Origin of the sequence: Nonomuraea sp. NPDC050383 (assembly GCF_044459125.1) — a bacterium.
In the GTDB taxonomy this organism is placed as follows: Bacteria; Actinomycetota; Actinomycetes; order Streptosporangiales; family Streptosporangiaceae; genus Nonomuraea.
This window is the reverse complement of the sequence record NZ_JBITIP010000016.1, coordinates 77,776-91,058: the sequence shown is the minus strand read 5'-3', so window position 1 is coordinate 91,058 and position 13,283 is coordinate 77,776. Positions and strand designations below refer to the sequence as shown.

Genomic DNA, 13,283 nt, shown 5'->3' with positions numbered 1-13,283 from the left:
GAGGGATTGTGCGACACCGAGGCGGTCCTGGAGGGCGTTGCCACGATCGTTCTCATCGATAACGGCTGTCCGCCGGTTCCTCGCTTTGTTGACCGCATGCATGGTGTGGTTCTCGGGCTGTACCAGGATTCCTGGACCAGGCAGTGTTGATCCGGCTCGTCGAAGCTCCGGACTGTGCCAAGATCGACGACCGACCTGCCCGTGCACGAGACCGACATACCTCCCTCGGCATAGTCAGGTGCGGCTCACTACACAGGGAGACGGAGATGGCAATGACCGCATTCGCGGTGCCCGATTTCGGGGACGCGGGACGCAGCGGTGTTCATCCGGGCGGCGGAGTGAAGGACCGGCCATCGGTGGCTTGGCGTGCACTCACCAAAGCCGCCGTCCTGGCTGCGCCGGTCCTGGCGGGCGACACGCTCTACGTCGTGGACGTACGAGGCAGCCTGTACGCCCTTGACGCCGCGGACGGCACCGTACGCTGGCGATCCGGCGGTCTGGACGAGAAGTGGGATTACCTCAACCCGGTGTTCACCGGGTCGCCTACGGTCTGGGGCGGCCTGCTCTTCCTGCCGGACCGGGACTATGAGGGCTGCGTCCATGTGCACGACCGGTTAACCGGCACGCTGCTACATCGTCTCAAGCCCGGCGCCAGCTGCTGCACCGTAGCGGGCGACCTGCTGTTGTGCACCGACCTGAACCACGGCGTCCGGGCACTGGACCTGCCCGAGCTCACACCGCGCTGGCACAACGAGGATTTCACCGGGCTACTCGAGGCGGATCTGGCCCTGTCGGCGACCGGCGTGGCCTACGCGGCGCTGGGCTTCGAAGGCCATCACACGCACAGCGGGGTTGTGGCATTCGACGTGAACTCGGGAGCGGAGATCTTCCAGGCCGGAGATGACCAGGAGGCGCAGTGCCCGCTGGAAGCCGAGCTGCTCTCGTCCATGGAGGACGACGATGATGACGACGATGATGACGAGGAGGAGGAGCGCCCAAGCGATTGGGTGCTGTTCGCGCAGGCGCACGCGGTGCTGGCCGAGAGTCTGGCGTGGATGCCGGCCCGGCGCGAGCACGGTGACGACGGCTTCCATTCCCAGCTTTGGACCAGCGCCGAGGTGGTGGGCCTCGACCCGGTGACGGGGAGGCGGCGCTGGTCGTTCCAGCTCGATCCCCGCCTGGCATCGGAGGTCAGCGGGGCGGTCGCGGTCGCCGGCGGCCGCCTGTTCTTCATCGTTGCGCAGGGCGGCGACCCCGAGACCGAGCCGGAGCGGCCTTTTGAATTCATGCTGTACGCCGTGGACATCGCCACCGCCGCACCGGTTTGGACTATCCGCCTGCCCGCCCTTCCCGTGGGGTCACCAGTATTGGCTGACGGGCTGATCTACCTGGCGGCGCGAGACGGCACGATCTCCACCTATCAGCAGCTGACCGGCGAGTCCGTCTGGCAGGTGAACCTCGACGACGAGATCGTCGGCGGCCGGTACGAGCTCACGGAGTACCTGGGTGCGCAGTACAGCGAGGAGAACCTCGCCATCCTCCCGGCCGACGAGATGATCTATGTGCGCACCCGTGCCGGCATCACCGCGCTGACGTCGGCCATGACCCGGTAGAAGCTCGGCAGATACCCCGCTGGCCGCGCGCCCAGCTTGGGGCGGGTTGAAGCGCGAGTTGCGGCGGACCAGGGGGCGTAGGTCCAGGTGATGGGAGATCCCGTGGTTCAGCGCCGTCCGCATCACCGCCGAGCACGACCTGCGCCTCTCGGTGGCTTCACCGTTCAAAGGCCGCTGATCAGGGCTTACGTCCCTCGAATGCAGGCAGGAAACGTTGCGGACCGAAACGTTTGAGGGACCTTACGTTCGAGGACCAGCTGACGTACGACAGAGCGAGCTGAGCAGAAGATTTCGCAGGTGACAAACGTGCCTGACAACCCCAGATAACGTGTCAGGCACGTTCGTGGGAGTGCGCTTGCCTCACATGCCTGACGCGTTTCCAGCACCTAGTGCCGCGTCAGGCAACGTTTGCCCTCTTGACGATCCTGCGTAGCCGCTCGTCTTGGGTGTGGCGGTTGCGCCAGGCGATGTAGCGGCGGATCATGCTGCCCTGCTCGCGGTGGGAGGCGTGGTCGGTGCCGTTGAGAGTGAACTCGCGCAGCGCGGTGAACTGGGCTTCGATCCGGTTCAGCCAGGACGAATGGGTGGGCGTGTAGGCGATCTCGACGTTGTTCGCCTCTGCCCACTGCCCGACCCGATTGTCCTTCTTGGTTGTCAGGTGCGGGCTGAAGTTGTCGCAGATGATCGCGATGCGGATCTCGGGCGGATAGAGGCTGCGCAGGTAGCGGCAGAACTCCAGGAACTCGCCGCGTCGCTTGCGCTTCTTGATGTGCCCGTACATCTTTCCTTGCCCAGGTCCAGGGCGGCGAATAAGTGGCGTACGCCCTGCGTGCGAGTGTAGGTGGCGCGCATCCGCGGCCGGGGCTCGCGCTCGGGGTCTTTGTTCTTCCCGCCGACGTTGAAGTGATCACGCCCGACGACCCGGGGAGCCGACCTCGCCGCTCTCTGCGAGCCACTCTGGACAGGAGAGCGACGAGTCCGCGCGAAAATTCTCCGGTCCCGGGCGAAATGATCGGGGCACCGCCACCCATGAAGAGAGCGTTCGTACCCGTACCGGAAGTGGAGGACGTCACGATGGGAACCGCCTGTGTCAGATGACACTCACAGGTTCGAAGCGGTCTACCGGGCGACCTACGACCAGATCACCGCCTACGCCGGACGCCGCTGCGACTCGCCGCAGGACGCGGCCGACGTGGTCGCCGAGACCTTCGTCATCGTCTGGCGCAAGATCGACGAACTGCCACCGGGCGCGCAGGCGAGACTCTGGGTCTACGGAGTGGCCCGCAACGTGCTGGCCGACCACCGCCGCAGCGCGCTGCGCCGCCAGGCGCGGCACCGTGACCTCGACGCGGAGATGGCCGACCTCTACGGTGACCTCGCCGACCACAGCGTCGAGAGGAACGCGATCGCCCAGGCGTTCGCGACGCTTCCCGACGACGACCGCGAGCTGCTCGCGCTGGTCGCGTGGGAGGGCCTGGACCGCAGGGAGATCGCCACGATGCTGGGGCTCTCCCGCAACGCCGTCCGTATCCGGCTTCACCGCGCGCGCAGACGCCTGTCCCGGGCGCTCGAAGAAGCCGACGTCCGACTCACGCCGACCAACGCGGTCGTTCCCACGGGGAGATCACTATGAGGGACATCGACGAGATCAACGAGCTGCTGAGGCCGCTGGCCCGGATCAGTCCGGACGAACCAGGCGGACGTGCTGGCGGCGCCCGCGCGCAGGCGCTGTTCGCCGACATCATCGCCCAGGAGCGGGACACGACGACGGCGGCGGCGCTCCTACGACGCCCGCGCGGGCGTCGCCTCGGGCGTCGCGCGCTGCTCGGGCTCACCGCCTCCGCCGTCCTCGCCCTCGGCGTCGTCCTCGGACCGAGCCTGCTCGGCGGCGTCGCGACCTCCTACGCCAACTCCGCGGTGGAGATCCACGAGGAGGCCGACACCTACGTCGCCCGGATCAAGGACCCCTACGCGGACCAGCGGGAGTTCTCGGAGGCGTTCCGTTCCCTCGGCCTCAACGTCGAGCTCAGGGTGATCCCGGTCTCGCCCAGCGCGGTCGGCGAGATCGTGAGCCTGGGCGGCGGCGCCACCCCGGTCAACGTGCCCATCGGCGCCCGCAAGGAGCCGGCGGACTGCGATCTGACCGACAGCGGCTGCTTCATGGTGGTGACCGTCCCGGCGGCGATCAAGGGCACGGTGCACTTCGAGCTGGGCAGGCCGGCCAAGCAGGGGGAGTCCTACGAGAACAACTGGCAGTCGGCCACCCGTCCCGGAGAGCCGCTGGCCGGCGTCAAGGTGAGCGGCCGGACCGTCGGCGATGTGCTGGCCGAGGTCGGCAAGCGCGGCCTGAGTGCGGAGTTCCGCCGCGTCGTGGTCCATGAGGGCGGGTACACGGTCGAACCACTGGCCGCGGATCAGGTGGGCGGCGACTGGATCGTGTTCAAGGTCATACCTGCGCGTGAGGGCGTGGTCGGCCTGGAGGTCACCGCCGAGCGCCAGACGGGCCTCGAGTACGCGGACTGAGCACCGGAGCCCCGCCGTTACATCGCCTGGCGCAATCGCCACACCAACGACGAGCGGCTACGCAGGATCGTCAAGAGGGCAAACATGGCCTGACGCAGCACTAGATAATTTCAGATCTCGTCGTCGTCGGGTGCGTCGGGGTCACGCAGAGCGCGGATCGCCCCCGGAGCCAGGTCGGGAAGCAGGAAGGTGTAGGCGCCGTGCACGCCCAGCTGGGTGTTGACGAAGGGTGAGAGCCTGGCCATGTCCTCATCGCGGACGGGATAGCCCTGCGCCTTCATCTGCCGGACTGCAGCGTCCAGGTAGACCGTCGTCCACAAAACGACGCAATTGAGAACAAGGCCGAGGACGCTGAGCTGATTCTCCAGCCCGCGTTGATAGCGGTGGTAGAGCTCGCCCTTCTTGCCGTGGCAAATCTTTGCGGGCCAGGGCGTGTCGGCCCTCCTGCAGGTTGCGGATGTGCTTGATGTCGCGCCGGTAGGTCTCGTCGGTGTCGATGTAGGCCAGGATGTGCAGGGACTTGAAGATCCGGCCGTAGGCGGCGATCGCCTCGCCCAGCGCGGTGGGGTGGCCATCGCGCTGCAGCATGGTCACCACGTCGAAGGCGCGGACGGTGCCGGTGTAGATCGAGGCGACCACGCGCAGGATGTCCGGCCACATCCGCCGCACCTTGCGCAGGTCGATCCTGCCGCGGGCGAAGGTGTTCAGCGGGCCGTAGTCGGCGCCGGGGTCGATGCGCCAGCCCTTCTGGTCGGGCAGGTCTGCCAGCGCGGGCCGGTAGGAGATGTTCAGCAGTTCCAGCAGGCCGAAGGTCAGGTCACTGTAGGAGCCGGTGTCGGAAACGACGATCTCCGGCAACTCCCCGCCGTCCAGCCCGAAGATGACATCGACCATGTGCAGGGAGTCGCGGACGGTGCCGGACACGATCTTCGCGCCTCGCCCGATTCCTTGATCATTTATCGCGTTGAGCCAGGTCATGCCGCGCTTGGAGCCGAAGAACTTGCGGTTGGGACGGGCGAAGGCCGCCGGGACCGGGACCACGAACCGCATGCCATCGACCGCGGCGACCATGCCGCCACCCCACGCCTGGGCGAGCGGCAGCCCGCCCTGCCAGGCGACCAGCGGAGCGTTGGCCAGGCTGAGCGTCTCGGGCCGGAAGTAGTTCTGGAACACGTGCGAGAGCCTCGAGCGCTCCAGCGCGAGGACGCCGGTCTTGGCGATCGGCCGGTAGCCGACGTTCATGGAGTGCGCGGCCAGGCACGCTGCGATCGAGGTCGGCAGGTCCTCCAGCCGGGAGCGGCCACCGGAGGCCGCTGTGAAGGCCTCCACCAGTTGCGGCTCCCAGCTCATCACCTCCAAGATGACCTCGGGCAGATCCACGCGCGGCAGCATCGCCGTGGTGCGCTTGCGCAGGTCGACCAGCGAGGGCGGTTCATCGATGGCCTTCACGCCGGTCAGATGGATCTTCCCGGCGTCGTCGATCCGGACTTCGGTGTTGACCTCCAGGCGGCTGCCCACGTCCTGGTATGCCGCATCCAGCGCGCGGGTGTGGTCGGCCAGCAGGACGTCCGGGTCCTCCGGCAGGCCCAGCCTGGTGAGCACGTCCGGCCGGACCGTCTCCCACGCCTGGCCTTCCAGGAGCCTGGCCTGCGGGTTGCGCCACTTGGTGGAGGCATCGGCGTAGATGTCGCGGCGTTTGAGATGCCGGTGGAACTGCTCCAGAAGGCAGAAGGTGTAGGCGTGCCTGTTCACCGCGCCGTCCTCGTGAACGGGCCGGCCGAACACCAGCCGCTTCCACGGGCCGCTCACCACGGCCGCCTCGATCGCCGGGCCGGAATCAGCGGCGCGGGAAGCCTGCTGCGGTAGGCCAGCACCTCCGGTAGTCGCCGCATCGCCGCCAGCACCGGGGCGCCCTCGGCGTTGGCGCCGAAGTAGATCGCCTTGGGCAGTACCTTCAAGAACCCCGACACCGTGCTGTAGCGGCCGATCAGCTCGGTGCCAGTCGTCGGGCTCTTCCGCATCCACCGGCAGTACGTTCTCATTCATCAAGACCAGCGCCGCCCGCAGTTCCGCCCGCGACACCACCGCCTCGATCGCCTCCCACACCTCCGACACCCGCGGTTCTTCGTCTTCACCGCCCCAGGCGTCGGAGTCGAACAGCGCCTCCACCGCCACCGCCAGGCGGGCCGAGGCCTTGGCCAGCTTCGGGTGCTTGCGGATCTTCTCCTTGTCCGCCGCGGTCTGCGCCTTGTTCAGCAGCTCGGTGGTCATCAGCAGGTCCAGCAGTTCCAGGGTGTCGTCGACCGACTTGGCCTCCAGGAACGCCACCGTGGCCAGCAGCGTCGCCAGACGGCGGCCATCGCGGTGACGGCGGATCTGCGAGGCGTCCGCGCTCATCCCGTATTTGGCCAGCTCCGCCAGCCGACGCGGCGGCACCAGGCGGTCGGCCTCCAGGTCCGTCATGCCCAATCCCGCGACCTCGGCGACCTGCTCCAGTGCCTTGATCAGCGTCGGCCCGGACCCGCGCGGGACCGGGCCCTTGCGCCAGCGCTCCAGGTCAGAGATCCGTGATCCCGGCGGGACCTCCAGCAGCTGGTCCAGCACATAGCGCTGGCCCACGGTCAGCAGCCCTTCCAGGACACCCCACAGCCGCCGGGTAGTCTCATCGCGGACGTTGGTGACCAGCCGCGCCAGCGTCGTCACCCGGGCAGGAGCACATCGCGTTCCCGCAGCCAGCTCACCGCGTCAAGAAAGATCGCCTTCGGTCCATCCCCCGTGGTCCAGGACCTGGCCTCCACCCACGCTCGCAGATCCACTTCGACGATCCCGAACTCCTTCAGGCCGTACACCCGCCGGATCTCCCACTGGTGGTCGAATCGCGTCTTGGTCCGCTCGGTATACCGCTTCACGCACGACGGGTCGGCGATGCCCAGCTGCTCGGCCACGAAGTCCAGGACCGAGGCCGGCACCTCCAGAGGGTCCTCCAGGAACGCCCCAACCCAGCGAACAGTGAGGAGTTGAAGGCTGAAGCCGAGCTTCATGTGCTCGCCACGACGACGCTCGACCAGCTCCCGGTCCTCGTCATCAAGGAAGAACACCCGCTCCAGGTCCGCCCGCGACAGCACTTCCCCGTATCGGCCGTACGCGGACGCTTCGTCATCGGTCAGGAACTCCACCACCGGCATACGCCGCAAACTATGGCCAGCTCACCCACAACGAACCGAAAGTAGCCGAACAGTTACTCAATCCACCGTCATGCTGCTGCCCACCCACAACGGGCCGCTGGATGGCGGTAGGTCCGCCGACGTCGATCCGCTACCGCCACTGACCGATTGGTTGCTGCTCAGGGGCCGACACGGTGCTGCCGCGCTGCTGCAGGCGCCTGCCCGGTGCCTCGCACCGCCCGGCGCGGAAGCCGGGCCGCCAGTCGAGGCGGCGATAGCGGTCACCGGCCCCTTACTAGTTCGCGTCCATGAGGATGAGCCCCCCTGTCGCCGATCTTGCGGCCTTTCTCCAGGTCGGTGATCAGATCGATGGCGGAATCGAGGGGGACCGTCTCGCCGATCAGCATGCGCAGGCTCCCGTCGACGGCCGCGCGGGCGACTTCGGTGAGGATCTGCGTGGTCGGGGCGCAGTTGAAGATCTTGTGGCGCCGGTTGAACGCCGCGTGCAGGAACTTGGCCGGGGTGGCGTTGATGTCGAGGAAGACGCCGGTGTTGTTCAGCATGCGCATCGCGGTCTTGACCGACAGGGCGCCGCATCCCACACCGCCACTCGGTCATCCTTCACGTTGGCCGTCCAGACAAAGCTTGCGGGAATTCTGCATTCCCGCAAGTTACTGGGATGCCATCGTGACGCAACAGATCTGAATTTCTGATTTTTATTTTCTGGAAAATCAATAATGGTAGGGTGCTGCTGTGACCGTGGAGACCGGCGTGGTGACGCCGTGCAAGCACTGTGGGGCGCCGATCGAGCAGCGGCGGGGGAGAGGGCGGCCGAAGGCGTACTGCCCCGAAAGTGACTGCCAGGCCGCCGCCAAGCGGGAGCGGGAGCTGCGGCGCGCCACTCCCGGACTGGAGGGCGCGCTGGCCAGGGCCGAGCAGTTGTACGAGCGGATGGAGAGCGGGCTCGCCGCCGCCATCGAGCCGCTCGCGCACGCGCTCGCGCAGGAGCTGAGTCCCGCCGGGGTGGAGGCGAAGCTGAGCGCTGTGCAGGCCGAGGCGCACACCCGGGTGGCGGTGGCGCGTGCCGAGCGGGAGCAGGCGTTCGAGCAGGTACGGCTGGCGCGTGAGGCGGCCGAGCACGCGCGCCGGGAGGCGGCGCAGATGCGGCTGCGGGTCGAGGAGGCCGAGGCGGAGCGCGACACCGCGCTCGGCGACGCCGAACAGGCACGCGAGCAGGCCCTCGCCGCGCTGCGGGAGGCCGCCAGCACCGAGCGGCAGGCGTTGCAGAGCGCCGAGGAGGCCGCCCGCCGGGCCGAGCTGGCCGAGCGGCGGGCGGAGGAGGCGGACGGCCGGGCCGAGCAGGCTGAACGGGCCCGCGCCCAGGCGGCTCGGGAGCTGGCCGAACGGGTGGAGGCCGCCGAGGTCCGTACGAGCGAGGCGCTGGAGCAGGCCGTACAAGCCGGTGCGGAAGCGGAGCTGGCGCGGGCCGAACGGGATCAGGCGCGTCAGGAGGTGGCCGCGGCGGTGCTGGCCCGCCAGGAGGCCGAGCGTGACGTGGCGGCGGCGCGGGCTCGGGCGGAGGCGGCCGAGCAGGAGCGGGACCGGGCGGTCGCGCGGGCGCAGAGCGCCGAGCGAGCCGCCGCGGAGGCGGAGCGTGACCGCGCCGTGGCGCTCAACGCGGCCGAGCAGGCGCGCGAGGCCGCCGAGACGGAGGCGGCGGAGGCCCGGCGGGAGCGCGAGCGGGCCGAGAGCGAGCTCGCCGCCGTGACCGAGAGCTTGGAGGCGGCACGTCGGGAGGCGTCCGCGGTGGCCGAGCGGGAGTCGGCGCGGCGCGCCGAGGCTGTGACGGCCGAGCGGGAACGGGCCGACACCCTGGCCGGCGAGCGTGACGAGTTGCGGGTGGAGCTGCGGCTGGAGCGGGCGCGGTTGGACGACGTACGGGCGCAGTTGGAGGCTGTCCGGGCCGAGGCGGCGGAGTTGCGGGAGCGGGCGGTGGCCGCGGAGCTGCGCGGCAGGTGAGGGCGACCCCGGGGCGCGGGGGAAAGCGCCATATTGCTAGGCATGGACCCCTTGTGCAAATGGTCAAGAATCGTTGACCATTGTCCGCGTGTCTACCGATGATCTCCCCGAGACGTTTCACGTCACCACTGACGAGCAACTACGCGCCGTCTCCAATCTCACGCGTCACCGGATCATGGCCATGCTCCGCTTCGAGCCGGCGACGATCACGCAGATCGCCCAACGGGTGGGCCTTGCGAAGGGGAGTTCCAGCTATCACGTGCGGCTGCTGGAGCGGGCCGGCCTGGTGAAGGTGGTGCGGACGCGGAAAGTGAGAGGGGTCACCGAGCGGTACTACGCGATGGCCGCGCGGTCGATCGAGCTGCCGGATCCAGGGCCGGGGCAGCCGGACGTGCTGCTGCGGAACGCGGTGGCGGACCTGGAGGCGTCGCCGGCGGATGGTGAGCGGCACGTACGAATGGCACATCTGCGACTCACCGCGGAGCAGTTCACGGAGCTGGGGGCGCGCCTGGAGGCACTGGCGGATGAGTACCGGGCGCTGTCTGATCCATCGCTTCCAGACGTGTCGCTGATCTTCGCGCTGTTCCGGCCGACTCCGCGCCGGCAGGTCGAGGAGGACGCCGAATGACCCAAAATCCAATGAACGATGCAGCGAAGCTGCCGGCCGGCTTCGGGCGACTGTGGACCGCGCAGACGGTGTCCTCGCTCGGTGACGGCGTGACGCATGCCGCGCTGCCGCTGCTGGCATTGACGTTGACCCGGGATCCGATGGCGCTGGCCGTCGTCACGGCCGCCGGGACACTGCCCTGGCTGCTGTTCGGAGTGCTCGGCGGTGCGCTGGTGGACCGCTGGGACCGCCGCCGCACGATGTGGGTCACGGACGCCGCGCGTGCGGTGCTGCTCGCCATACCCGCTGTGGCGGCGGCGCTCGACGTGCTGAGCATCCCGCTGCTGGCGGCCCTCGCGTTCCTGCTCGCCCTCGGCGGGCTGTTCTTCGACACGGCCGCCACGGCATACCTGCCGGATCTGCTCGGCCGCGACCCCGCCCAGCTGGAGCGCGCCAACGCTCGCCTGCGCGGCGCCCAGACCGCGGCGTCCGGCTTCGCCGGGCCACCTGCGGGCAGTGCACTGCTCGCGCTCGGACGTTCGGTTCCGCTGCTCGCCGACGCGGTGTCGTTCGCGCTGTCCGCACTGCTCGTCCGGTCGCTGCCCGCCGTGCCGCGCCCGGCCGCGAGCGCCCGCGAGTCGCTGCTCCGGCAGGCGCGCGCCGGAGCCTCCTACGTCTTCCGGGACCGGCTGCTGCTCGGGCTCGCGCTCCGTCCGGCGGTCGGGAACGTCGCCTTCCTCGCCGTGGAGACCGTCCTGGCCCTGTTCGCCCGCGAACGTCTCGGCGTCGGCGCCTTCGGCTTCGGCCTGCTTCTCACCGCCGAGGCCATCGGCGGCCTGCTCGGCGCGGGCATCGCCTCCCTCCTCGGCCGGCGCCTGGGCACCGGCGCCGCGCTGACCTGCACCGCCGCAATCGAGGGCCTCGCCATCCTGGGACTCGCCTCCGCCCCGAACCCGTACGTGGCCGGGCTCGCGCTCGCCGTCTGCGGCGCGGGCATGGGCGCCACGATGGTGCTCGGCCCCTCCCTCCGGCAGGCCATCGTCCCGGCCCACCTGATGGGCCGCGTCGCCTCCACCTCCCGCATGCTCGCCATGTGCGCCGCCCCCTTCGGCGCCTTCGTCGGCGGCTGGCTGGCCACCACCTACGACCTGCGCACCCCGCTCTACGCCGCCGCCGGCCTCCTGCTCACGATGACCGCCGTCACCGCGACCATGACCAGCAACCGCCGCGTCGAGGCCGCACTGCGCAGCGCGCGCCCGCATGCCGACCCGGCCGACCAGGACCCCGCCAAAGAGATCGTTGCGCGAACCGCACCCAGGTGACGGTCATCGATTGCAGGGTCACAACACCTCCACCCGCATCGGGACGGTGAAGGCCGTTGCCCCCGCCGGGCGACGGCCTTCTTCGTCGTCGGCGAACGGCCGGCCGTCCCAGATGCGTTGGTAGAGGTCCAGCACGCGGGTGGCCTTGGCGGCGAAGTCGGGATCACGGATGAAGACCCACGACTGGTAGTGCCAGGGGTTGAGCGCGTCGGCGGCCAGGATCTGGTGGAGCGCCTGCGCGGCCTCGGCCACCCGGTACTTGCCACGCGCGGCGCCGCCGTACGCGTGATCGAGGAGTTCATCGACACCCGCCGTCGGGACGGCGATGAGCTCACCGGCCCGGCTGGTCGCCGGCGCCTCGGAGCCGGTGGAGGCGGCGCCGGCCAGGCTGCTCGCCGTCGTGGCCGAGGCAGTCACGGAAGGCCCCCGACTTCACCGATTTAACCTTGCGCTTGTCAGCTTCCGCGCATAACCTGACAGTCATAAGGTGACATCTGTGAGGATAAGTGGGTGGTCAACGCCTGCTGGAGTGTCACCAGAGAAGGCGGAAGGAACATGAAAATCACCCTTGACGAGGCGAAATGCTGTGGTGCGGGCCAGTGCGTGCTGGTCGCACCGGAGGTGTTCGACCAGCGGGACGAGGACGGCATCGTCATCCTGCTGGACGCCGAACCCCCGGCGGAGCAGCACTCCGCCGCGCGGGAGGCGGCGCAGGTGTGCCCGGCCGCGGCGATCATCATCGAGGAACGCTGACGTGAAGGCCGCTGAAGGACTTCGCCGGCTCGTCGTGGTCGGCGGTTCGGCCGCGGGGCTGGCGGTGGTCGAGGAGGTACGGCGCCGCGGCTTCACGGGCGAGGTGATGCTGGTCGACGCCGAGCCGGGGTTGCCTTATGACCGTCCGCCCCTGTCGAAACAGCTGCTGGCGGGTGAGTGGGAGGTCGAACGGCTGCTGCTGCGCCCGCAAGAGCAGTGGGACTGCCTCCAGGTCACTCACCTGCCCGGCACCGCGGTCGTGCGACTGGAGCCGGCCACCGGCACGGTGTGTCTGGCCGACGGTAAGGAGATCTCCTACGACGCGCTGGTCATCGCCACCGGCGCGCAGGCGGTACATCCGTCGTCCCTGGGCGCGGGCCTGTCCGGTGTCCAGGTGCTGCGCAACCTGCCGGACGCCCTGCGGCTGCGTGAGGCGCTCGGCATGGGTGGGCGGCTGGTCGTCGTGGGTGCCGGATTCGTCGGCGCGGAGGCGGCCGCGGTCGCCAGAGGGATGGGAGTGCCGGTGACGATGGTCGACCCGCTCCCGCTCCCCCTGGTCAACGTCCTGGGCGAGGAGGTGGCCGGCCTGCTGCAGGCCCGTCACCACGCCGCCGGGGTGGACCTGCGTTGCGGCAAGGGGGTCACCGAGGTGCTGGCGCAGGACGGCCGGGCCGTCGGGGTCGTCCTCGACGACGGTGCCGTGGTCGAGGCGTCCACGGTGCTGATCGCGGTCGGTGCCCAGCCCGTGGTGGACTGGCTGGGAGGATCCGGCGTGCCGCTGGGCAGCCGGGAGCGGGACGGCGTCGAAGGGGTCCTGTGTGACGCCCGCGGCCGGGCCGGCGACCGTATCTGGGCCGCCGGCGACGTGGCCGCCTGGCTGGATCCCGTGACCGGGCGCCACCTGCGCAGTGAGCACCGGCTCGCGGCCACCGAGCAGGGCCGCGCGGTCGGCGCGGCGTTGATGGGCGCTGAGCCGGCCCCGGCCACGCTGCCCTACTTCTGGTCCGACCAGTACGACCTGAAGTTGCAGTCCTACGGCTTCACCGGACGGCAGATGGCCTTCACGGTCGTGGAGGGCTCCCTGCAGGAAGGCCGGTTCGTCGGCGTCTACGGCCACCGGGACGCCGGCGGACGACCGCGCCAGGTCGACGGGGTGCTGGGCAACGGCATGGCCCGGGCCCTGCGCACCTGGCGGCAGGCCGTACTCGACCGAGCCCCCTGGCCCGCATCCGCATCCGCAGCGGCGGCTCCCACCGCCGAGGCGTCAACTCTTTGATCAAGG

General features: G+C 69.6%; 14 protein-coding genes. 8 read left to right on the top strand and 6 right to left on the bottom strand.

The annotated features are described in order from the left end of the window. Positions 1 to 272 precede the first annotated feature (272 nt). On the top strand, positions 273 to 1,613 hold the full coding sequence (locus tag ACIBG4_RS32440; RefSeq protein WP_397205134.1) for a PQQ-binding-like beta-propeller repeat protein: 1,341 nt from the start codon (positions 273 to 275) through the stop codon (positions 1,611 to 1,613). Positions 1,614 to 2,010: 397 nt separating this feature from the next. Here the strand turns inward: ACIBG4_RS32440 and ACIBG4_RS32435 are convergent, their stop codons facing one another. Beyond that, positions 2,011 to 2,394 carry a transposase gene (locus ACIBG4_RS32435; protein ID WP_397205132.1) on the bottom strand — a complete coding sequence of 128 codons (384 nt, stop codon included), beginning with the start codon at positions 2,392 to 2,394 and terminating at the stop codon, positions 2,011 to 2,013. 306 nt (positions 2,395 to 2,700) lie between these two features. Here ACIBG4_RS32435 and ACIBG4_RS32430 point away from each other — a divergent pair, with 306 nt between their 5' ends. Both ACIBG4_RS32430 and ACIBG4_RS32425 read left to right on the top strand, forming a co-directional pair. Further along, the gene (locus ACIBG4_RS32430; protein ID WP_397205130.1) at positions 2,701 to 3,246 is read left to right on the top strand and encodes an RNA polymerase sigma factor; all 546 of its coding nucleotides are present in this window, start codon (positions 2,701 to 2,703) and stop codon (positions 3,244 to 3,246) included. Further along, entirely contained in the window at positions 3,243 to 4,136 is an 894-nt protein-coding gene (locus tag ACIBG4_RS32425; RefSeq protein WP_397205128.1) for a hypothetical protein, read from the top strand. The genes ACIBG4_RS32430 and ACIBG4_RS32425 overlap by 4 nt, the downstream gene beginning before the upstream one ends. 110 nt (positions 4,137 to 4,246) lie before the next feature. Here ACIBG4_RS32425 and ACIBG4_RS32420 read toward each other — a convergent pair whose 3' ends face one another. The 4 genes from ACIBG4_RS32420 to ACIBG4_RS32405 all read right to left on the bottom strand — a co-directional run bounded on the left by ACIBG4_RS32420 (position 4,247) and on the right by ACIBG4_RS32405 (position 7,902). After that, a complete protein-coding gene (locus tag ACIBG4_RS32420) occupies positions 4,247 to 4,504 on the bottom strand; it encodes a Tn3 family transposase (RefSeq protein WP_397205295.1) in 258 nt (85 codons plus the stop codon). Further along, positions 4,386 to 6,839, bottom strand: coding sequence for a Tn3 family transposase (locus tag ACIBG4_RS32415; RefSeq protein ID WP_397205126.1), 2,454 nt, complete (start codon positions 6,837 to 6,839; stop codon positions 4,386 to 4,388). Before ACIBG4_RS32415 ends, ACIBG4_RS32420 begins: the two co-directional genes overlap by 119 nt. Continuing rightward, positions 6,836 to 7,321, bottom strand: coding sequence for a DUF4158 domain-containing protein (locus ACIBG4_RS32410; RefSeq protein ID WP_397205124.1), 486 nt, complete (start codon positions 7,319 to 7,321; stop codon positions 6,836 to 6,838). The genes ACIBG4_RS32415 and ACIBG4_RS32410 overlap by 4 nt, the downstream gene beginning before the upstream one ends. 260 nt (positions 7,322 to 7,581) lie before the next feature. Beyond that, positions 7,582 to 7,902 (bottom strand): hypothetical protein, encoded by a 321-nt coding sequence (locus ACIBG4_RS32405; protein ID WP_397205122.1) that lies wholly within the window; start codon positions 7,900 to 7,902, stop codon positions 7,582 to 7,584. A gap of 151 nt (positions 7,903 to 8,053) precedes the next feature. Here ACIBG4_RS32405 and ACIBG4_RS32400 point away from each other — a divergent pair, with 151 nt between their 5' ends. The 3 genes from ACIBG4_RS32400 (at position 8,054) to ACIBG4_RS32390 (ending at position 11,248) form a co-directional block, all read left to right on the top strand. After that, positions 8,054 to 9,319: a hypothetical protein gene (locus ACIBG4_RS32400; protein WP_397205120.1), complete on the top strand. Its 1,266-nt coding sequence runs from the start codon at positions 8,054 to 8,056 to the stop codon at positions 9,317 to 9,319. 73 nt (positions 9,320 to 9,392) lie between these two features. Beyond that, entirely contained in the window at positions 9,393 to 9,947 is a 555-nt protein-coding gene (locus ACIBG4_RS32395) for an ArsR/SmtB family transcription factor (RefSeq protein ID WP_397205118.1), read from the top strand. An 11-nt stretch (positions 9,948 to 9,958) separates the two neighbouring features. Beyond that, positions 9,959 to 11,248, top strand: a complete 1,290-nt coding sequence (locus ACIBG4_RS32390) for an MFS transporter (protein WP_397205116.1) — start codon at positions 9,959 to 9,961, stop codon at positions 11,246 to 11,248. An 18-nt stretch (positions 11,249 to 11,266) separates the two neighbouring features. On the opposite strand, the gene ACIBG4_RS32385 is transcribed toward ACIBG4_RS32390, so the two are convergent. Further along, positions 11,267 to 11,665 (bottom strand): hypothetical protein, encoded by a 399-nt coding sequence (locus ACIBG4_RS32385; protein WP_397205114.1) that lies wholly within the window; start codon positions 11,663 to 11,665, stop codon positions 11,267 to 11,269. Positions 11,666 to 11,803: 138 nt separating this feature from the next. Between ACIBG4_RS32385 and ACIBG4_RS32380 the strand changes: the two genes are divergently transcribed. Both ACIBG4_RS32380 and ACIBG4_RS32375 read left to right on the top strand, forming a co-directional pair. Further along, positions 11,804 to 12,001: a ferredoxin gene (locus ACIBG4_RS32380; protein ID WP_397205112.1), complete on the top strand. Its 198-nt coding sequence runs from the start codon at positions 11,804 to 11,806 to the stop codon at positions 11,999 to 12,001. Between the two features lies 1 nt (position 12,002). Further along, entirely contained in the window at positions 12,003 to 13,277 is a 1,275-nt protein-coding gene (locus tag ACIBG4_RS32375; RefSeq protein WP_397205110.1) for an NAD(P)/FAD-dependent oxidoreductase, read from the top strand. The last annotated feature ends 6 nt before the right edge of the window (positions 13,278 to 13,283 follow it).